This window comes from Pseudomonas neuropathica, from assembly GCF_051174785.1.
Lineage (GTDB): Bacteria > Pseudomonadota > Gammaproteobacteria > Pseudomonadales > Pseudomonadaceae > Aquipseudomonas > Aquipseudomonas neuropathica_A.
In genome coordinates, this window is sequence record NZ_CP195111.1 from 2,113,759 (window position 1) to 2,133,918 (window position 20,160).

A 20,160-nucleotide genomic window follows, 5' to 3' on the forward strand; every position below is an offset into this window, starting at 1 on the left:
ATCAACCTGCCTTCTGTTCGGTTGAGGTGACGTCGGCCAGAGTGTCCGGCGTGCAGCGCAGATCGCCGATCATCAGCACGTTGTTCTCGCTGCGATGGTCGGACTCGTTGAGGCGGAACTGGCACAGCAACTGGGTGCCCTGACGCACCTCCAGGGTCGGCGAACCGGCGTTCATTTCCATCGAGAAAAACCCGTCGACTTCGGTCACCCCCCGGCTGGCGTGGTTGATCACGTGATGCCCTTTGAGCGGTCGCCCTTGTCCGTCCACCAGTCGGCCGAGCACGGTCAGGGTTTTCATCACGCGGACCTTGCGGTACTCCACGCCCCCCTTGTTCAAGTGATAACGGGTGCGTGCCGGTTCGATGGTGGCGGCCGGGACGTTATTGCCTTCGAAATCGAAACTCACCGAACTGTTCTGATAGGCGGTAATCGGGATGAAATTGCGCCCCGGCTTCAACGCTGCTCCGCCACCGCTGTAATCATCGGCGCGCAGAACGATGTCCTCGATGTCCGACTCGACATCGACAATCATCCCGGCGCCGCGCACTTCGCTCTGGCTGGTCATGAGCATCTGCTGCCCGCCGACCACCAGCGTGCTGTCGAGGTTGAGGCCGCCGGTGAAGTTTCCGTTGTAGGAGGAGCGTTGAACGAAGCCGTCGCCATTGACCGAATCGGTGCGGAAATTGGCCAGGCTGGATACGCCCACGCCATACGTGTCGGTGAGCGCGGTAAGCGAGACGTTTTGCAGGACGTGATCCTGAAAATCCTTGCGCCAGCCGAGCGAGGCGTTGTTGTCACGCGTACCGTCGCGGGCCGTGCGCGTTCCGATACTGCCGGTGATCTGCTGGCCGGGTGCGCCGAGCGCCATGTTGATGCTCAAGTCGACCCCGCGATTGCGTGCATCGCCGCTGCTGAAACTGCCCGGCCGATCGAAAATCGACAGGCGCCAACTGGCATCGCTGCCCAGCACCATCGTGCGTTGGGTCCAGCCCAGATCGACGCCCATGCCCTCGACATTGCCTTCGCTGTGCGAGACCCGCGCGTTGACCGAACTCTTGCTGCTGAGGCGATGGTTGAGCGCCAGCGACGAATTGCTGGTCTGGCCGATAAACACATTGCGCGGTCGCACCCGAGTGCCATCGGGCAGGGTGTCGTAGGTGTTGGTGGTGTCGAGCCAACTGCGGTTGTGGCTGACGACAATGCTACCGGCGCCATAGTTGTAGAGACTTTGCAGATCGAGACCAGTACCGTAATCCTCGGTCTTGTAGACGTTGGCATACAGACTGATGTGGTTGGCCAGGGTCCAGTCGATGGACGTGCCGTATTGCAGCTTTTCACGAATCTGCCGCGCCGACAGACCGAGAATCACCCGCGGATGCAGCAGGTAATTCACCGAAGCACCCGCCGTCGGACTGCCGCTGGCCTGAGTGTCCCAGTTGCTCAGCAGTTTCTGTTCTTCGCCGACAAAGACGTTGTAGCGCCAGCGCTCGTCGAGGTTGCGCCAATTGTTGGGCTTGTACACCAGCTCCTGGGTGGTGGAGGTGATCTGGCCATCTTCGATCAGGCGTACTTCCACTTCATAAATGCCACCGGGCAACGGTCGGGTATCGAGGGTCTGCAAACCGGCCGGCACCGATTGGGTATTGATCAACAGGCCATCGCGCCAGATCTCCACCGAACCCTGGCGGTTGGCGGTGACGTAGATCGGATAAACGCTGGGCATCGGGCTGTTGATGGCCAGGCTGTCGGAGCTGCCGTACATCACACCGACGGCGGTGTCGGGGCTGGTGCCGAACGTGCGTGGCTGGCGCGTCAACCCTTCGGAATTGGGGGTGAAATAGCCCAGCCGGAAGAAACTGCCTTGCAGTTCGCGCTGGGTGTGCAGCTCTTGAATGGCGTGATACAGCTTGTCGTCCGGACCGCCAAGACGGGCCACTTGCAGGTTGAGCGTCTGGCTCCAGTTGCCCAGGCTTGAGCTGGCTTCGAGGCCGAAGCGTCCGCCGAGATCCTGGTCCTGACCGCCATTGAGATTGAGCTGGTTACGCACCATCAAACCGTGACTGCCGCTTTCAGGCTGATCGTAGTAACGCTTGGCCTCAACATCGCGCTCGGCGTTTTCGGTAAGGATCGAAACCAGCGAATTTTCCAGGTTGTAGTGCACCGCCAGAAACTGCTCCGGGCAGGAACCGCTGCACGCCCCCAACGGCACGCCGGGCTTGAGGTAGCTCGCCCACTTTTCACGTTCGGCGGGGCCAAAGCGGTTTTCGCTGGTGTCGGTGAATTCGAGCAGGGTGATGCGATCATCGCGGGATAACACCACCATGGCCTCACCCAGCGGTTGCTGATCGACTTCGACCCGTACCGCCAGAGGCACATCAAAGAAATGCTCTTCGAAATCCGCCGGCAAACCCTTGGCCTGCGCCAGCAGACTGCGGGGTGTGGTACCGGTGGAGTTGGAAGCCACGGCTGCGCTGGCACAAAACAACAGCGCAAGCGCAGCCGCGATGGGTGTCATCGGGAACATGAACTCGTACTCTGATTTACAAACAAGGAAAGTCCGGCGGGGCAAACACTGCTGCCTGCCCCGTCGGTCAGCGCCACTTGTACAAGTGCACGCTTAGTGCCTGATCAATATGATCAGTTGCCACCCACCGGTGGCACGGCATCAAAGATCATCGCCACGGAACCGGTGTAGTCGCCCGGCTGGAAGTTGCTGCCTACGGCGCTGATGTTCAGCGGCGCGCGGTAGTTGACGTCGGACTCCGACTCACCCACCACCAGTTGCGGAGTCAAGGTCAACTCCTTGTTGTTAAGCAGCACGCGCAGGTCAATGGAGGTGTTGCCGGCCACCAGTTTCGGCTGGCTTTCAAGGCTGGCGTGAACCGAACCGTTGTTGTTGCGCACATCGAAGAAGCCATTGACGTCACGCATCTTGCCGGTGGTCGGCTGATAGCTCATGTCCTGGTCTTTGTTGACCAGATCCGGGTCGGTCGGCACCACATAGAAACCGTTGGTCGGCACATGAGCGACAAGGCTGATCGAGTGCGACGCTTCACCAGCGGCGAATGCGCCAGTGGAACCCAGTGCCAGAAGAGCCAGTGGAGCGGCGATTGCGAGTTTCTTGAACATCGTTATGTACCTGTTTTCTTGATAGGGGGATGAACATTGAAAGTTCAAGACAAACACTGCCCGAGTCGCTGCCCGAGTTGAGCCAGGTCAAACTTGAACTTTCAATGCCGGGGCATCATCGGCTGTTGCCTCTGGAAAGTAAGCAAGTAACTTCCGATAACCGCGTAGTTAAACAACCCCGTGACCCGCAAGAAAAAAGAACAAAAAATCGATATTCGAAACGGTAACTGTAAGTTATCCCCTACAGACAGTTAAAGTTAAAAAACCATACAGCTAGTTCGCCCCATCATTACGGCAACTTAGTGAAATTTAGAACATATACTCTACAGCAAATAGAGTGATGACTTTAACTTTCAAGTTATCGCTGGCGACATCCGCCTGAAAATCACCGCTTGCATTTGCAGGTCGGCTGCCGCTCGTCAGCCAAGGTCAGGTCTGAGGGAAAAACGTCTTGCGCAGACCTTAAGATATATCTTAAGTTGTATCTAAACACGACGAGAGAAGACGAAATGAGAGACCACCATTCCCCCCACCGCGAACACGGCGACGGCCGTGACGGCTTTGAAAAACGTCCCGGACGTGAGCGCGGCGGTCGTGGCCCACGGGTGTTTGCACCCGGTGATTTGAAATTGCTGTTGCTGGCGCTGGTCGCCGAACAGCCGTGCCACGGCTATGACCTGATCCGCCAGATCGAAGGCATGTTCGACGGTGCGTACAGCCCCAGCCCCGGCGTGATTTACCCGACCCTGACCTTTCTCGAAGAGAGCGAACTGATCACCGGCGACGCCGAGGGCGGCAAAAAACGCTACAGCGTCACCGAAGCGGGTCGTTTGTCTTTAAGCGAACAAGCCGTAGCACTCGATGGCGTACGCATGCGCATCGATGTCAGCAAACGCTCGTTGCGCGGCCATGACCGACCGCCGGAAATCCACGAAGCCGTACACAACCTGCGCCATGCCCTGCAAATGCACCATGGGCGCTGGAGCGCCGAAGAAATCCTGCGTGTGCGTAACCTGCTCAACGACACCGCCAAAGCCATCGTCGACGGCCCCGCCGTTCAACCTGCCCCGGAGAAAGCCGAATGACTGCAGTCGATAGCCAAACCATTCACCGCGTGATGCACGAAATCAAACGCCGCAAGCTCGAAGTGCTGCGCGTGGTCGACCTGACGCCGCGCATGCGCCGTATCACCCTCGGCGGGCCGGAGCTGGCCGGGTTTATCAGTCTGGGCACGGACGATCACGTCAAACTGTTGTTCCCGCAGAACGCCGAACAAGCCGCCGCGCTGGAAACCATGGTGCTCGGCGCCGGCAAGGACGATGGCCCAAAACCGGAAATGCGCGACTACACACCGCGTCGCTACGACCTCGATGCGCTGGAACTGGATATCGATTTTGTCCTGCACGGTGACGGCCCTGCGTCGACCTGGGCGGAGCAAGCGCAACCCGGGCAATACCTGCACATCGGTGGCCCGCGCGGCTCGATGATCGTGCCGGATATTTTCGACAGCTACTTGCTGATCGGCGATGAAACCGCCCTGCCCGCCATCGCTCGCCGCCTCGAAGGCCTGGCGGCCAATCGCAAGGCGCTGGTCGTGATTGAGGTGGAGAACGGTGCCGAGCAGCAAGTGCTGGAAAGCGCGGCGCAGGTCAATGTGATCTGGGTGTTGCGCGAGGGTGGCCGGGACAACCTGCTGACCACGGTGAAGCAATTGCAGGTGCCCAAGGGCAATCTGTATGCCTGGGTGGCGACCGAAACAAAAGTTTCACGGCAGATTCGCCGAGTGCTGATCGATGAGCACGGGCTGGATGAGCAACTGATCAAAGCGGTCGGCTACTGGCGCGCCGAAGGCACTTCCGAAGAAGAATGAGAACCCTGTGGGAGCGAGCCTGCTCGCGAATGCGGTCTGACATTCACCGACGATGTCGCCTGATACACCGCTTTCGCGAGCAGGCTCGCTCCCACCCTGACCTTAACTTCGTACGGCTTGCCAGCGGTCGAGGCCGACGACCAGCAACCCAATCACCACAAACCCCACCAATATCCCCCCGGCATTGAGCAGCACCTGTGGATAACCCAACACCGCCACATCAATGAACGGATACGCATACGCCCCGAGCAAATGCCCGCGCAGCAAGGCGTAAATGAAATACACCAGTGGATAGATCAGCCACACCGGCAGGTGCCACCAGCGCAACGTGCCCTTCGGTACCCACGCCCACCAATAACCAAGAAACAGCAGCGGCATCACGTCGTGCAGCAATTCGTCAGCGATAAATTGCCAGCCTTGCGGGTGCCACAAATGCCGCAGCAAAATGCTGTAGGCCAGTCCCACCACCGCTATGCTCACGGCAATCCCGCTACTCACCCACGGTTGTAAAAAACAGCGCCGTGCAGCAGATTCACGCTCGGTCACGGCACAGGTCAGCACCGTCGCCACCAGCGTATTGGTCAAAATCGTGAAGTAACTGAAAAAACTCACCAGCCCGCCCAACAGGCTGGCGCCTACACTCAAGCGCGCGAAGAAAATCAGGTACAGCTGAATGCCCAACCCCGCCCAGCCCAGTACGGCTGCGCAGGTGATCAGGCGACGGCGCCAACCGGCGTCCATGTCAGAGCGGTCGCTTGGTGCGCATCAACTTCACGTACAGACGCTCGACCTTCTCCCGTGCCCACGGGGTTTTGCGCAAAAACGTCAGGCTCGACTTGATGCTCGGATCGCTCTTGAAGCAACGAATATCGATGCGCTCGGCCAGACCCGACCATTCGTAATGGCTCACCAAAGCGTTGAGGATCTGTTCAAGCGTCACGCCGTGCAGCGGATCGGGGGTTTGTTCGTTCATGCCAGGCCTTTGGGCGAAGTGAAAATGCAGAAGCCGCGCACCTTAGCCGAGGGGGTGATCGGGTGGAAGGCCTACCTTCAAATGTAGGCCAACCTGAAAAGATCGCAGGCTGCGAACCGGCCGACAATGCGCCCGTTTGCCGCACTGTTACCAAATCCGAAACGCTGCATGTTCACAAAAGGCCTTTGTCTTTTTGTAACAGATCATTATCCTGCCGCCCTTCCGCTGAATCGCTTCACTGCCTGCGACGTATTGAAGCACTCAGCCCGCACCCCGAAAACACCAAGAAAAGACTTAGCCATGCCCGATTTTTCCTTCTCCAGAGACAGCGCTATCTCAACCCTGCGCACCCTTGGCGGCTGCACCGCCCTAAGTCTCGCCACTTGCGCCCAAGCGGCGCCCGCGTTCGACAGTGAATCACCGTACATGCTCGGTGACTGGAACGGCACGCGTACAGAGCTCTCGGAAAAAGGCTACGACTTCAAGCTCGATTACACCGGCGAAATGGGCAGCAACCTGCACGGCGGCTACGACCATGACCGCACTGCGCGTTACAGCGATCAGTTCGGTCTGGGCACACACCTCGACCTGCAGAAGATCCTCGGCTGGGACGACGCCGAGTTTCAACTGACCATCACCAAACGCAGCGGCAACAACATCAGCAACGACCGCATCAACGATCCGCGCGTCGGTGGCTTCACCTCGGCCCAGGAAGTCTGGGGCCGTGGCCAGACCACACGCCTGACGCAGATGTGGTATCAGCAGAAATTCTTCGATCAGAAACTCGACATCAAGGTCGGCCGTTTCGGCGAAGGCGAAGACTTCAACAGCTTCCCGTGCGACTTCCAGAACCTGGCGTTCTGCGGCTCGCAGGTCGGCAACTGGGTCGGCGGCATCTGGTACAACTGGCCGGTCAGCCAGTGGGCGCTGCGCGTCAAATATCACCTGACCCCAGAGTTGTACGCGCAGGTCGGCGCTTATGAGCAAAACCCGTCGAACCTCGATCGCGGCAACGGCTTCAAACTCAGCGGCAGCGGCACCCAGGGCGCGATCCTGCCGATCGAACTGGTGTGGACACCGAAGCTCAACGGCCTGCCGGGCGAATACCGCGCCGGTTATTACTACAGCAACGCCAAGGCCAGCGACGTCTATAAAGACAGCCACGGCCAACCGGCCGCCCTCAGCGGCGAAGCCTATCGCAGCGCGTCAAGCAAACACGGCGTGTGGCTCGGTGTGCAACAGCAAATCACCAGCATGGCCAGCGATAACTCGCGCGGCTTGAGCGTGTTTGCCAACGGCACGATGCACGACAAGAAAACCAACGCGATCGACAACTACGTGCAGGCCGGCATCACCTACAAAGGCCCGTTCGATGCGCGCGCCAAGGACGACATCGGTTTCGCCCTCGCTCGCGTGCACGTCAACCCGGCCTTCCGCAAAAACGCCGAAGCCAGTAACCGCGCCAACGCCGTTTACGACTACGACGACCCGTCCTTCCTGCCGCCGCAAGACACCGAATACAGCGCCGAGCTGTATTACGGCGTGCACGTGACCAACTGGCTGACCGTACGCCCGAACTTGCAATACATCCGCCACCCCGGTGGCGTGAACAACGTCGACGACGCCCTGATCGGCGGGATCAAGATCCAGTCGTCGTTCTAAAGAACCACTGAGACCCAATGTGGGAGCGAGCTTGCTCGCGAAGAGGCCATGACAGCCAACATCGTTGATGTCTGAACCACCGCTTTCGCGAGCAGGCTCGCTCCCACAGGAAAATTCGTTAGCTAGACAAGTTTTTATCTGAACCATGCCTGTGCCAAATCGTCATCTAAAGTGACTACAGCGCGGGACTACATAAACGTCACGGAGAATCACACTATGAGCACCGAAAGTGCTTCGAGTCGGGGCCGTCTGCTACCGAGCCTGCTCGGCATTCTGCTTCTACTGATGGGCCTGGCCATGTTGGCCGGTGGGGTCAAGCTGAGCATGCTCGGCGGCTCGCTTTACTACCTGCTGGCCGGTATCGGCATTGCGCTGAGCGGCATCCTGCTGCTGATGCGCCGTCGCGCTGCGTTGGGCCTGTACGCCATCGTTCTGTTCGCCAGCACCGTTTGGGCGCTGTGGGAAGTCGGTCTGGACTGGTGGCAACTGGTGCCACGTCTGGCCTTGTGGTTCGTCCTCGGCTTCGTGATGTTGCTGCCGTGGTTCCGTCGTCCGCTGCTGCTTAACGGCCCGGCGCCGATGGGCACTGGCGGTCTGACCGTCGCTGTGGTGCTGGCCGGCGTCACCGCTCTGGCCAGCCTGTTCACCCACCCGGGCGAAACCTTCGGCGAACTGGGCCGCGACACTGCGGACACCACCAGCACCGCGCCAGCCATGCCCGATGGCGACTGGCAGGCCTACGGCCGCACCGAGTTCGGTGACCGTTACTCGCCGCTGAAGCAGATCACCCCGGCCAACGTCGGCAAGCTGCAAGAAGCCTGGCGCATCCAGACCGGCGACCTGCCGACGGCGGATGACCCGGTCGAGCTGACCAACGAAAACACCCCGCTGAAAGCCAACGGCATGATCTATGCCTGCACAGCGCACAGCAAAGTGTTGGCCCTGGACCCGGACACCGGCAAAGAACTGTGGCGCTTCGATCCACAGATCAAAAGCCCGGTCGGCTTCAAAGGCTTCGCCCACATGACCTGCCGTGGCGTGTCGTACTACGACGAAGCTGCTTATGCCAAGTCTGAAAACGCTGCCTCGGCGGTGATTTCCGAGGCTGGCAAAGCCGTTGCGCAGGCTTGCCCACGTCGTCTGTACCTGCCAACCGCTGATGCTCGCCTGATCGCTCTGAACGCCGACACCGGCAAGATCTGCGAAGGCTTCGGCAACAAAGGTGTGGTTGACCTGACCCAAGGCATCGGCCCGTTCACCGCCGGTGGTTACTACTCCACCTCGCCAGCGGCGATTACCCGTGATCTGGTGATCATGGGCGGTCACGTTACCGACAACGAATCGACCAACGAGCCATCGGGCGTGATTCGCGCTTTCGACGTGCGCGACGGTCACCTCGTATGGAACTGGGACAGCGACAAGCCAGACGCCACCGAGCCATTGGCGCCGGGCGAAACCTACAGCCGCAACTCGGCGAACATGTGGTCGCTGGCCAGTGTCGACGAAAAACTCGGCATGGTTTACCTGCCACTGGGCAACCAGACTCCAGACCAGTGGGGCGCTGATCGCACCCCGGGCGCCGAGAAATTCAGCGCCGGCGTCGTAGCCCTGGACCTGGCCACCGGTAAAGTGCGCTGGAACTACCAGTTCACCCACCACGACCTGTGGGACATGGACGTTGGCAGCCAGCCAACCCTGCTCGACATGAAAACCGCCGACGGTGTGAAACCGGCGCTGATCGCCCCGACCAAACAGGGCAGCCTGTACGTCCTTGACCGTCGTGACGGCACGCCGATCATCCCGATCAAGGAAGTCCCGGTACCGCAAGGCGCCGTGAAAGGCGACCACACCGCACCGACCCAGGCCCGTTCGGACCTCAACCTGCTGGCCCCGGAACTCACCGAAAAAGCCATGTGGGGCGCGAGCCCGTTCGACCAGATGCTGTGCCGCATCCAGTTCAAGGAATTGCGTTATGAAGGCCAGTACACCCCGCCGTCGGAACAAGGCAGCCTGATCTACCCGGGTAACGTCGGCGTGTTCAACTGGGGCGGCGTTTCGGTCGACCCGGTTCGCCAAATGCTGTTCACCAGCCCGAACTACATGGCCTTCGTTTCGAAAATGGTGCCACGCGAGCAAGTCGCCGCCGGCAGCAAACGCGAAAGCGAAACCGCTGGCGTGCAACCGAACACCGGCGCGCCATACGCGGTGATCATGCACCCGTTCATGTCGCCATTCGGCGTACCGTGCCAGGCCCCGGCCTGGGGCTACGTCGCCGGTATCGACCTGACCACCGGCAAAGTCGTGTGGAAACGCAAAAACGGCACCAGCCGTGACAGCTCGCCAATCCCGATCGGCTTCACCTTGGGCGTGCCTAGCATGGGCGGTTCGATGGTCACGGCTGGCGGCGTCGGCTTCCTCAGCGGCACCCTTGACCAGTACCTGCGCGCGTACGACGTGAACAGCGGTAAAGAGCTGTGGAAATCGCGTCTGCCGGCGGGTGGCCAAGCGACTCCGATGACCTACACCGGCAAGGACGGCAAGCAATATGTGCTGCTGGTTGTCGGCGGTCACGGTTCGCTGGGTACCAAAATGGGTGACTACGTGATTGCGTACAAACTGCCGGAATAAGTTTTAGCGGCGGTAAAAATGAAGGCGCCACCCTGTGAAGGGTGGCGCCTTTTTACATAGACGAGCGCCCAAAATGCTCCATCCACGGCAGCGCATGTGGCACCAATGAAAACTATCCTCTTTTGCTTTGGGCTATTTGAGCGTCGATTGACTGTTGTACATCCGCCAACGATGCAAACAGACCGCCAGGTTTCCCATCGGAGTAGAGAATCTGGAAACGGTCGCCTGAGTTGGCAGGATCATGTTCCAAAATGGTCCAGCCTTGATAGGTTGTCGTAATAGGGTAACTCATGATTTATCTCCTTGATTTTGCGCACTTCCCTAGTATGAGAAATCGCCCTACCAATGTCGTACAACGTTATAAAAACCGTCAACTGTCAGAGTTGACAGGTATTCAATACGCATTCGAGATAAAGACAAATCCGAAGCGGAATATGAACCACTCAGGAAAAGAGCGACCCTTCAGCATTAAAATCCAAAGAGCATAAGCTTGATCGAAACTCAGCAAAAACGGACTAAAAAACTGTCAACTATGACAGTAGCCACTCATAGCAAAAAAGATGACGATGCAGTCGCATTGATAGGAGTTCTTGCCAGGAAAGTAGCTACGCACCAGTCCTGGTTCCGTAAGCTGCATTAGATATTCAAGGAGATCAACCATGAACAATACAGGAAACAGGGGCGCTGCGCTCTTGTTAACCATCATGGCGTTGACTGCTTCAACGTTTGTTAAAGCCGACGTACTTACAGACAAGGCAAAAAATTGCAATAAAGCGCTGAGTGAGCTGAAGGCTATCGGAGTTATACCTGGCGAAGCCAGTTGTGAAGCCAATACCAAGAAGGAAATGTACTGGCGAGCCCATGCCCCAGGGGAGCTCTTTAATAAAACGCGTGATATTTGCGACGCAAATGGACCATACACTTCAACTATCTATGAGGGTGCTGAAATCGTTGCGTGTAACTACTACAACCCAGCGAACATGGGAAAATAATCGCACTACGGCGTATTTGAACAAGCGATCCGGTCGGTGATGATGCCGGCGCGGTTGGGTGCTAAATAATCTGCTAAAAATGGCAAACTTCCTTTACGAGCGAGCTATGCGAGCGAGTGCGGTCTGGCATTCAACATCTGTGTTTACTGACAGGGCCCCATCGCTAGCAGGCTAGCTCCCACAGGTTGAAAAGTGTTGGTCTGTGGGAAATGTGCTTGTCCTACAGACGCTGGTAATTGCGCGGAGTTTTCCGACAAGTCGCGTCGGTTGTGCCTCGGAAATCGGCTGGATAGGCTCTGGGGGTCGCTGCAAATTCAGCGAACGGGCGTCGCGGCCCGATAACTGATGCATAATCGCCAACCTGACGGCACCTCGGTGCCCGTTGTTTGTGTCATGGCGGCTGTGCGCGGGATACCGTCCTTGGAGGTATGCCGATTTCTCAGTTATCGGTCCGCGAACCCGCGTACAGCTGCCACCTCAGATTGCGTCGCGGCAATCGAAGGCAGCTCCACTTTCACCAACTGAGTATTCATCATGAAAAAGCCAACACCCAATCCCCCTGAAACCAACGACACCTCGCCCTACGAATCCCCCGATTCCAAGAAATTCCACGAAGCCGCCGAACGCGCCCTCGACCACTACCTAAAACCCAACGCCTTAACCCTGCGCTTCCACAAACCCAGCACCATGTTCCAGGTCGCCCCCGAGCAGGACAGCGAAAGCCTGCTGGTCCACGCCTGCGAATCACTAGCCCAAGCCAGCCTCATGACCAGCGACATCGCCGCTTACATCGACCTGCCGCAAAGGCGCACGATCCTGGCGATTCAGCAAATCATCATGCTCGCCGAACTGGCGGTGAACCGCGTACTGGATAACCACGAAATCCCCGCAAATACCTGACAACTCACCTTGTGCAGGAGCTGCCGCAGCTCCTGCACAAGGTGAGCGTTAGCCCGGCCGATTCAAAAAGCTTTGCCTCCACTTTTCATCCGCTGCAATCGCTCAATGATCAATTGCTCGGCGTGTTTGCGGGTCTCAAGCAACAAACTCTCCTCTGTTGCGCTATAGATCACCCGATAACGCAGACCTGGGGTGTCGGAGGAGTATTCGCGAATAGTGAAGCCTTGGTAATTCGTATCGGTATAACTCATGGTTGGATTCCTTGAAGTCCGTAAATTGGCATGTGCCGTTCTGCCCAAAGGCGCCTGGTTAATCTCGGATCGACCGGGCAATGTGTCTACTGTCAGAAATTACAGGGGTTCAAGACCGGTTCGAAATAAACCGCAATGAACTTTGATCTATGAGTTAACCGTCAGATTGAAGATGACTCTCGAGAGGCATCGCCTTTTTTGTGCACGCCATTTCTGCACCCACCGGAGAACCCTGTGGGAGCGAGCTTGCTCGCGAAGGCGTCAGCACATTCAACATCTACGGTGCCTGACACACCGCTTTCGCGAGCAAGCTCGCTCCCACAGGTTGAAAAGTGTCTGTCTGTGGGAATGTGCTCGTCCTACAGACGTTGAAAGTGGCTCGGAGTTTTCCGACAAGTCGCGTCGGTTGTGCCTCGGAAATCGGCTGGATAGGCTCAGGGGGTCGCTGAAAATTCAGCGAACGGGCGTCGCGGCCCGAGCAGTTCATTCGATTTGATGCATAATCGCCGGCCCAAACCGGAGCACTCAGGTGCTTGTTGTTTGGTTTGATGGTGGCTGTGCGCGGGATACCTTCGGGTATGCCGAGATTGCCGAATGACTCGGTCCGCGAACCCGCGTACAGCTGCCACCCTCCGTCGCGTCGCGGTGATTGAGAGTGATAGCCCCATTTATCATTCGGAGTTTCACAATGAAAAAGCCGACACCCAATCCGCCAGAAACCGAAGACACCACCCCCTACGAATTCCCCGGCTCGAAGAAATTCCACGAAGCCGCCGAGCGCGCCCTCGACCACTACCTCAAGCCCAACGCCTTGACCCTGCGCTTCCACAAACCCAGCACCATGTTCCAGGTCGCCCCCGAGCAAGACAGCGAAAGCCTGCTGGTCCACGCCTGCGAATCCCTGGCACAAGCCAGCCTGATGACCAGCGACATCGCCGCCTACATCGACCTGCCGCAACGGCGCACGATCCTGGCGATACAGCAAATCATCATGCTCGCCGAACTGGCGGTGAACCGCGTGTTGGACAACCACGAAATCCCGCAATCCCCAACACACAACTAACCCCCTGTGGGAGCGAGCCTGCTCGCGAAGACGTCAGCGCAATCAGCAGTTTTGGTGACTGACACAGCGCTTTCGCGAGCAGGTCTGAGGGCCGTTCGACGAACTCGAACACATCGACAGACCAATAACCCCCCATACATAGATACCACCTGCCCCCCGCTGCCTCTCGCCATGCTGGTTGCTCACCCTCAGCATGGAAAAGCGCCCATGATCCCCGCTACAGCCCCCACCCCCGAAGAGATCAAAAACGATCTCAACGCGATAGCCCATCAGCTGTTCAATGCACAAACCCCACTGCTTCCCGAGCAGCCACCGACCACCGAACAGGCCTTTCTGAAACGCCTCGAAGAGCAATTGAAAACTTACCGGACAAGCTATCTGCAACGCAGCCGCGCGCTGTATCAGGCACTGGAAGACAGCGATCTGCAAAGCGATGCAGGCAAACAGCTGATCGCCACGCTGAAAGTCAGACTGACCACCCAATTGATCAACATGGACCAGAGCGACCGGATCGATGATAAACCGGCGAAAACCTTCCTCAACTATGATGCAGGCTTCACCGCCATCGGCCACGAAGCCAGGCAGGCCGTCACCGACCGCCTGTTGCACCCGCAAGCCGGCGAACTGCTGCAAAAACTCGATCTGCTCCCGATGCTGCGCCCGGCCATTTACGCCTTGCAGTTCAGCTATCAAGACAGCACCGTTGAGCTTGCCGGCGCCTTTGTTGTCACGGAAAAGGACACGCGCCGGGTCAAGGACTTGCAGACCGACCAGAGCATGGGTTTCGCCCTGCTGTTCACCCCCGCAAGAGGCATCGAATTCTTCAACTCCCTGGCTGATCTCGACAGCCAACTGCGTACATCGTTGAACCAGGCCAGCGGTAGTGAGGAGTTCATGTCCATGCTGCCGACGCGCTATCACGCGGTGGGCGCAGCAGGGATCTGGCCGCTGCTGCTCGCCCCAATCGACAGCAAACCTTTGTTCGAACACACCTACGATGCGCTGATCGAAAAACGCACGCAGGATATCGAACGCGCCTTGAGCTTCGCCGATAACCCGCAGCAAGACCCCAGACAATTGCTCACAGCGCTGGACCGTGCAATTGCCGCCGCCCTGCCGGATCTCACGCCGCGCCTGCAATTACGTGCGCAAACCTTGTTCGAGCGCCACCTGCGCTATAGCGCACCGGACTGGTACCGCAGCGCCAGCACCGCGCAAAAAACTGCACTGGCGCAGCATCTGCGTAACTACCAGCAAGCGCGGCAACACCTGCTCGACTTGATGGAGCCGGCAGGCAGCCTGACGGCACTGGCCCGCCAGCAATGGCTGGAACGATTGAGCGAAGACCTGGAGATCGACGATCTCGAGCCGGAAAAGCTAAGCCTTTCGACCGATCGCCGAGTGCCGGGCTACGGTGTTTATGTGCATCAATCCAGTCTGCTCGAACTGTCCTTGCGCGGCCCGCACACCGGCGATGAATTGCCGGGCTCGGAGTTTTTGAAGCACACCACCCTCACCTACGATGACGCACCTCTGCCGCCAGCCTACGCTGACGTGACGCCGGCGTGGCTGATCAGACAAGCCGTGGAACTGCAGCCCCGGATTGACTTCAATCATTTGCAAAAAGAGCTGCAAGCCAAGCCCGCGATCAAACCCGCCATCAGGCAGATGCTCGATCTACGTATCGTCGCCCTCGCTCACACAGCCGTGCTGCAAGGGCACCTGCTCGACAGTGACCTGAAACTGATCGAGCACCTGCGTGACGGCAGCGATCCGCGCCTGCGCGCCGCGACCCTGTCGCTGCACGGCGCACAGTTGCAAGACTTGTGGGTATTGCGCCAGAACGACGACAGCGGCGCGCTCAAACGGCTGTTGCTGTGCACGCCACAGGCGCCGCGAGCGCAACAATTCCAGGCCTTCGACAGTGAGCGCGAGTGCCAGACCCAACTGCTGGGCTGGTCCAGGCACAGTGACGTCGCTGACAGCATGGCCGGCTACCTGATCAGTCGCGCCCCCATGCGCTTTCGCGCCAAGCTGCGTCACGTGTTGGCCGGGCTGAGTTTCAAACCTGAGGCGCTGGAGCATCAAAAGGTCACGTTCGAACACATCGGCAGTCATCCCGAATGCCTGCGTGCGATGGCTGAACATGTGCTCGCCACGCAGATCGACGACTACGATTTCTGTACACCGCTGTGGTATCGCTCCACCACTGCTGCCAACCGGCGAAAGCTGACGACCTTGAGCGAAGACGCCGAGGGCGCCTTGCGTGCGTTCAACAGGCACGTCTTGTCGGGCAGTCGCTTTCCGGCGTTTGATGACTACGTGCACGAGCAAGCCAGAATCAGCTTGAACCGCTTGCTCAAGCGCGCGGCCAACGATGTCGATCCGGATACCGTCTGGGCTTACTCGCCGACCTCCATCGTGCGCTCGTGGACGCCAAAACCGTTGACCTACACCACGCTTTATCGCGACGGCTACGCCGATGGCGTCGGATTTCTCGATGAGAAATTTTCCCGCTCGGCGCGTTTCAGAGGCCCGCAGGGCATCGATATCAGCAACCTGACCGCCCAGAATGTCGCGCGCTCGGTCACCGGTGTGTGGGTCGGCCAGCGCTACATCGACAAGGTCAAGGCTGAACTGCAAAGTTCGACAAGTGAAGGCTACGACTTGCGGCGCAACGCGACCCTGGCCATAACCCAGCGGCAGATGAAAAGCGCCGCGCTGGAATGCCAGCTGCAAGGCCACATCACCCACCATGATCGGCAATGGCTGGAGCAGAGTATCGACAGCATGGCTGAGACTTCCGGCTCCATGCGCACGACCTATCCGCTCCAGCGTTTGATGATCGACGGCGAATGGGTGCTCGATGCGTGGCTGTTCAGCCATGGCGACAACCCGGTCTTGCTCTACACCCCCGAGGCGCCCGACGGCGTCGCTTTCCGCGAAGCGCGGCTGTTCAATTACCTGCTCCAGCAGCAGCCCGGCATGCTCGAATACCTGACCTTGCGCGTCGGCGTCAGCGCCCGCACGCGGGTGCGTTCGCACCTTGAAAACATCAAGAAAGGGCTGCCCAAAGACCTCAATAAAACCACACCCAGCCCGGCACGTTACGACTCGACCCGCGCGGACGCGGCGGTCAGTGATCTGCGCACGGCTCTTTACAACATGAAGTTGCAACGCCGCATCGACGACGTCAACGCCACCACCACCAGCCGTGCCGAGATGATCGCCAGTCTGGTCTGGACCAGTGTCGAATGGATCACCGCCATTGCTACTGCGCCGTTCCCGCTGCTGAGCCTGAGCACCGGCCTGTTGCTGGCGTTCAAGGACGCCATGCTCGCCCTGCACGCATACCGCCAGGGTGACCACGGCGAAGCGTTCCAGCATTTGCTCGGTTATCTGTTCAACAGTGCCGGCGCGGTGCTGACCGACCTGCGTCCGGCGCTACGTTCGCTTAAACCCGTGCGCCGGCCTTTGCGACAGAGCCTCGCCAGTGCCAGCAGCGAACAACAGAATGTCATGACCGTGATCGATCAAGTGGCCCCCCAACCTGACTGGGATGACATGCGTGTGGTGGTTTTCAGAGGCCAGATGTACTACGCCAGGAATAATCCTGACGCAATCGGTCGTTATTTGCTCTATAGCCGTAAGCCGAACTCTCCCGAGATCGTCTCCACCGGCATCCTGACCGTGCGCAATGCCGACGGGATGATGGTACGCAGCGGCATGACCGGCGGCGCGCCCAAGTACGAGGCCGTGCCAGAGACTCCCGGCCCATACAAGGTCTATGGCGTGGAGCGCAAATACCGGCAGCGCGTCGAAGCAGTGATGAATCCGCAAACCCGCGAGGACATCCTCCTGCGCAGTCAGGACGATATAGCCTCCAGTCCCTACCTGGTTATTGCCGGCGTGGTTGATGAACTCGCCTCGACACGCGCCGCCTACCTGAAGCAGGTTGAAAAGCTCAGCGCAGACGCCACCGCGCATTTCGCCGAACTTGCCCCGCTGCCAGCCCGCGCCGAAGCTCCGCCCGTCGGCGACGACCTGTCGTTTGCCCGGTTACTGGCCAGCGACGCCGTCAAAGGGAAAAACCTGGTGATCGGCGCCCAGCCCGGTTCGATCGCCAGCAAACAACTGCTGATCGATGGTGTGGACGAACTCGTGAGCACAGGCTTCAAGCGACTTTATGTGGAATACCTGGCGGGGGATGTCTTCAATATCAAGCTGGAAAAGATGAACAAGGGCGGAACCTGGAGACACATCAAAACCCATCTTGAAGCCGTCGACCGTGCGCTGGGCCATGAGAAAAACGCGCCATTCTCTTATCTGGCACTGGTGCGTACAGCGCGCGAAAAAGGTCTGAAAATCCATGCACTGGATGCTTCGACCAGCTATCAACTGGAAGGAGCGATGGTACTGAACGACGTCTCGCCATTGACCCCGCGCAGCAATAGCCTCAGGAATTTCTATTCGCACAAGACGCTGACCGCCGATATCGCGGATGCGCCTGATGAGCGCTGGGTGGTCCTCACCGAACAATCACGCATGAGCACCTTCGACAACACCCCCGGCCTGGCCGACCTGCACGCGGCTGTCGCCGTGCGCGTGGAGGATGTCGCACAGGATCAGGCGGCACGTATCGGCCTCGATTCAGCCGGGTCAATCGCCGGAGATTCGGCCGCCAAAGGCGATTATCGTGTGCAATGGCCGACGGCGTACAAGGCACCTCAGCCCGTCTCCAGGCCAGCAGCAATTACCCCCGTTGTCGAGCATTTCAGCGAGTACGATATCCCGCCCTCGATGCGCGACGATATTGCGCAAATGTTGCATCAACCCTACGCCATGGATTCACGCTACAACCCGACCGTACCGAGTGAAAAACGGGCGTTCGAGGCGTTCATCGCCAACCGCGGGCGCCTGGAGAAAAAGGCCAGTGATGCTTTTGCTCACTACACGCCCCCCGAAGCGGCCACGCTCCCGGCGCTCACCTCCGACACCACGTTCGAGGAGTTTTTGCGGCTGCTGGCCGACGGACGCTTGAACCTGCTGATCGGCGAGGCCCATTCCCACATAGCGAGCAAAGCGCTGCTGAAAAAGCACATGAAAGCGCTTAAGCGAGCCGGGTATGACACGCTCTACGTGGAACATCTGCTCACCGATTTGCACCAGGCCGATCTGGATATTTTTTATCGGACACAGCGCATGCCGGACAGACTGAAGGCTTACCTGCGCGTTCAGGACCGTGGTCACATGCCAACCCATGACGGTAACGATACGTACACAGCGGTCTGTCAGGCGGCGGCAAAATACAACATCCGTATCAGGGCACTCGATTGCACGGCGTCTTACCACCTCAAAGGTGTGTTTGACGAAGATATCTCGCGAAACGAGATGTTCAGCTATTTCGCCACCCAAGTGATCGAAGCCGACCAACTGGCACACGGACCGCATAAATGGGTGGCCCTCATCGGCAATGCCCACACCAACTACAACCTGGGTGTGCCGGGTCTGGCGGATACCCTCTCGGCGGTCAGTCTCCGCGTACGCGACACTGCCCCGGAACTGGCCCGAGATATCCACCGCGGGACGTGGGAAGTGGTAGCCAGCAAGCGCGGCACCACTAGCCGGGCCTTGCGCAGCGACTTCCTCATGGAAGTGGCCGTCGCCGGAACGAAAAAGCCCGCCCCGACGCCGCCAGTCAGCCGTAGCAAACTGACCGTCTCCGGAATGTTCATGATCGAAAATACAGGCACAGACGGGCCCCGCCTGGTGCATAAATCCAAAACCGGCGACATCGTTGTCACACCGATCCAGGTCAATGACCACGGCTTGTTTTTCATTGATCGCTGGGGGAAAAAAGATGAGGGTTTCAAATACCTGCAGAGCTTGATCGATATGCTGGTCGATGATGTGAAATTGACCGAGGTGAAATAACCGTCAGGTCTGACCTTCGCATTGCCAACAACCACCGGGCTTGATGGCCCGGTGGTTTTTTACAGCCAGATGCCACAGTTCTGCGCCTTACCTCAAACCCAACGCGTTAATCCTGCGCTTCGACAAACCCAGCACCATGTTCCAGGCCGCCCCCGAGCAGGACAGCGAAAGCCTGCTGGTCCACGCCTGCGAATCCCTGGCACAAGCAAGGCTGATGACCAGCGACATCGCCGCCTACATCGACCTGCCGCAACGGCGCACGATACTGGCGATTCAGCAAATCATCATGCTCGCCGAACTGGCGGTGAACCGCGTGCTGGATAACCACGAAATATCCCAAACACCGACACACAGCTGAAAAGCCCCTCACCCTAACCCTCTCCCAGAGGGAGAGGGGACTGATCGAGGTGTTTGGGCGAGCTATGCCGACGGGCAATACCGCGTTGAACTCAGATTCCGAAACAGATCAAAAGCCCCTCACCCTAGCCCTCTCCCAGAGGGAGAGGGGACTGATCGAGGTGTTTGGGGGAGTTACGCCGACGTGAAATACCGAGTTGAACGCAAATTTTGAAAAGCTCACCATCGGCTCCCTCTCCCTCTGGAGAGGGCTGGGCGGGCGGCGTTCCGATGAGGGGCGAATCCAACACAAAACCACAGCCGACCGCGCTGTGCTCTTCACCACTCAACAGGATGAGCGTTAGCTCGGCTGCAGCTCTTGATCTGTAAGGCGACGTCGGAAGGCTGAGTGGAGGGATTGA

14 protein-coding genes and 1 pseudogene are annotated in these 20,160 nt (G+C 58.7%); 9 read left to right on the plus strand and 6 right to left on the minus strand.

Annotated elements, in window-relative coordinates:
* Position 1: 1 nt before the first annotated feature.
* Together ACRRSD_RS09510 and ACRRSD_RS09515 are read right to left on the minus strand one after the other, a co-directional pair.
* Entirely contained in the window at positions 2-2,524 is a 2,523-nt protein-coding gene (locus tag ACRRSD_RS09510) for a CS1-pili formation C-terminal domain-containing protein (RefSeq protein WP_435037918.1), read from the minus strand.
* Positions 2,525-2,637: 113 nt separating this feature from the next.
* The gene (locus ACRRSD_RS09515) at positions 2,638-3,129 is read right to left on the minus strand and encodes a CS1 type fimbrial major subunit (RefSeq protein ID WP_435037919.1); all 492 of its coding nucleotides are present in this window, start codon (positions 3,127-3,129) and stop codon (positions 2,638-2,640) included.
* A 509-nt stretch (positions 3,130-3,638) separates the two neighbouring features.
* Here ACRRSD_RS09515 and ACRRSD_RS09520 point away from each other — a divergent pair.
* Positions 3,639-4,214, plus strand: coding sequence for a PadR family transcriptional regulator (locus ACRRSD_RS09520; protein ID WP_435037920.1), 576 nt, complete (start codon positions 3,639-3,641; stop codon positions 4,212-4,214).
* Positions 4,211-4,999: a siderophore-interacting protein gene (locus tag ACRRSD_RS09525; protein WP_435037921.1), complete on the plus strand. Its 789-nt coding sequence runs from the start codon at positions 4,211-4,213 to the stop codon at positions 4,997-4,999. The genes ACRRSD_RS09520 and ACRRSD_RS09525 overlap by 4 nt, the downstream gene beginning before the upstream one ends.
* Before the next feature lie 102 nt (positions 5,000-5,101).
* On the opposite strand, the gene ACRRSD_RS09530 is transcribed toward ACRRSD_RS09525, so the two are convergent.
* Complete coding sequence (locus ACRRSD_RS09530) at positions 5,102-5,740, minus strand: Pr6Pr family membrane protein (RefSeq protein WP_435037922.1); 639 nt, start codon at positions 5,738-5,740, stop codon at positions 5,102-5,104.
* Position 5,741: 1 nt separating this feature from the next.
* On the minus strand, positions 5,742-5,972 hold the full coding sequence (locus ACRRSD_RS09535; RefSeq protein WP_007916799.1) for a VF530 family DNA-binding protein: 231 nt from the start codon (positions 5,970-5,972) through the stop codon (positions 5,742-5,744).
* Positions 5,973-6,272: 300 nt separating this feature from the next.
* On the opposite strand from ACRRSD_RS09535, the gene ACRRSD_RS09540 reads away from it, so the two are divergent.
* Positions 6,273-7,634, plus strand: coding sequence for a carbohydrate porin (locus ACRRSD_RS09540; protein WP_435037923.1), 1,362 nt, complete (start codon positions 6,273-6,275; stop codon positions 7,632-7,634).
* Between the two features lie 216 nt (positions 7,635-7,850).
* Positions 7,851-10,262 carry a glucose/quinate/shikimate family membrane-bound PQQ-dependent dehydrogenase gene (locus ACRRSD_RS09545; protein WP_435037924.1) on the plus strand — a complete coding sequence of 804 codons (2,412 nt, stop codon included), beginning with the start codon at positions 7,851-7,853 and terminating at the stop codon, positions 10,260-10,262.
* A 112-nt stretch (positions 10,263-10,374) separates the two neighbouring features.
* Here the strand turns inward: ACRRSD_RS09545 and ACRRSD_RS09550 are convergent, their stop codons facing one another.
* On the minus strand, positions 10,375-10,554 hold the full coding sequence (locus ACRRSD_RS09550; protein WP_435037925.1) for a hypothetical protein: 180 nt from the start codon (positions 10,552-10,554) through the stop codon (positions 10,375-10,377).
* A gap of 367 nt (positions 10,555-10,921) precedes the next feature.
* Here ACRRSD_RS09550 and ACRRSD_RS09555 point away from each other — a divergent pair, with 367 nt between their 5' ends.
* Together ACRRSD_RS09555 and ACRRSD_RS09560 are read left to right on the plus strand one after the other, a co-directional pair.
* Positions 10,922-11,254, plus strand: a complete 333-nt coding sequence (locus ACRRSD_RS09555) for a hypothetical protein (protein ID WP_435037926.1) — start codon at positions 10,922-10,924, stop codon at positions 11,252-11,254.
* Between the two features lie 534 nt (positions 11,255-11,788).
* Positions 11,789-12,154 (plus strand): DUF6124 family protein, encoded by a 366-nt coding sequence (locus tag ACRRSD_RS09560; protein WP_311883000.1) that lies wholly within the window; start codon positions 11,789-11,791, stop codon positions 12,152-12,154.
* A gap of 62 nt (positions 12,155-12,216) precedes the next feature.
* Here the strand turns inward: ACRRSD_RS09560 and ACRRSD_RS09565 are convergent, their stop codons facing one another.
* The gene (locus ACRRSD_RS09565; RefSeq protein WP_435037927.1) at positions 12,217-12,405 is read right to left on the minus strand and encodes a hypothetical protein; all 189 of its coding nucleotides are present in this window, start codon (positions 12,403-12,405) and stop codon (positions 12,217-12,219) included.
* A 688-nt stretch (positions 12,406-13,093) separates the two neighbouring features.
* Here ACRRSD_RS09565 and ACRRSD_RS09570 point away from each other — a divergent pair.
* The 3 genes and pseudogenes from ACRRSD_RS09570 to ACRRSD_RS09580 form a co-directional block, all read left to right on the plus strand.
* Positions 13,094-13,468, plus strand: coding sequence for a DUF6124 family protein (locus ACRRSD_RS09570; RefSeq protein ID WP_435037928.1), 375 nt, complete (start codon positions 13,094-13,096; stop codon positions 13,466-13,468).
* Between the two features lie 207 nt (positions 13,469-13,675).
* A complete protein-coding gene (locus ACRRSD_RS09575) occupies positions 13,676-19,402 on the plus strand; it encodes a membrane-targeted effector domain-containing toxin (protein WP_435037929.1) in 5,727 nt (1,908 codons plus the stop codon).
* An 88-nt stretch (positions 19,403-19,490) separates the two neighbouring features.
* Positions 19,491-19,760 (plus strand): annotated as a pseudogene (locus tag ACRRSD_RS09580) (DUF6124 family protein); the annotation flags it as partial.
* Positions 19,761-20,160: the final 400 nt, after the last annotated feature.

What these genes read in the sequence shown, in the direction of transcription:
- ACRRSD_RS09555 (WP_435037926.1), top strand. Translation starts at nt 10,922, where the DNA reads ATGAACAATACAGGAAACAGGGGCGCTGCGCTCTTGTTAACCATCATG.
- ACRRSD_RS09545 (WP_435037924.1), top strand. Translation starts at nt 7,851, where the DNA reads ATGAGCACCGAAAGTGCTTCGAGTCGGGGCCGTCTGCTACCGAGCCTG.
- ACRRSD_RS09520 (WP_435037920.1), top strand. Translation starts at nt 3,639, where the DNA reads ATGAGAGACCACCATTCCCCCCACCGCGAACACGGCGACGGCCGTGAC.
- ACRRSD_RS09570 (WP_435037928.1), top strand. Translation starts at nt 13,094, where the DNA reads ATGAAAAAGCCGACACCCAATCCGCCAGAAACCGAAGACACCACCCCC.
- ACRRSD_RS09510 (WP_435037918.1), bottom strand. Translation starts at nt 2,524, where the DNA reads ATGTTCCCGATGACACCCATCGCGGCTGCGCTTGCGCTGTTGTTTTGT.
- ACRRSD_RS09575 (WP_435037929.1), top strand. Translation starts at nt 13,676, where the DNA reads ATGATCCCCGCTACAGCCCCCACCCCCGAAGAGATCAAAAACGATCTC.
- ACRRSD_RS09565 (WP_435037927.1), bottom strand. Translation starts at nt 12,405, where the DNA reads ATGAGTTATACCGATACGAATTACCAAGGCTTCACTATTCGCGAATAC.
- ACRRSD_RS09560 (WP_311883000.1), top strand. Translation starts at nt 11,789, where the DNA reads ATGAAAAAGCCAACACCCAATCCCCCTGAAACCAACGACACCTCGCCC.
- ACRRSD_RS09550 (WP_435037925.1), bottom strand. Translation starts at nt 10,554, where the DNA reads ATGAGTTACCCTATTACGACAACCTATCAAGGCTGGACCATTTTGGAA.
- ACRRSD_RS09530 (WP_435037922.1), bottom strand. Translation starts at nt 5,740, where the DNA reads ATGGACGCCGGTTGGCGCCGTCGCCTGATCACCTGCGCAGCCGTACTG.
- ACRRSD_RS09525 (WP_435037921.1), top strand. Translation starts at nt 4,211, where the DNA reads ATGACTGCAGTCGATAGCCAAACCATTCACCGCGTGATGCACGAAATC.
- ACRRSD_RS09535 (WP_007916799.1), bottom strand. Translation starts at nt 5,972, where the DNA reads ATGAACGAACAAACCCCCGATCCGCTGCACGGCGTGACGCTTGAACAG.
- ACRRSD_RS09540 (WP_435037923.1), top strand. Translation starts at nt 6,273, where the DNA reads ATGCCCGATTTTTCCTTCTCCAGAGACAGCGCTATCTCAACCCTGCGC.
- ACRRSD_RS09515 (WP_435037919.1), bottom strand. Translation starts at nt 3,129, where the DNA reads ATGTTCAAGAAACTCGCAATCGCCGCTCCACTGGCTCTTCTGGCACTG.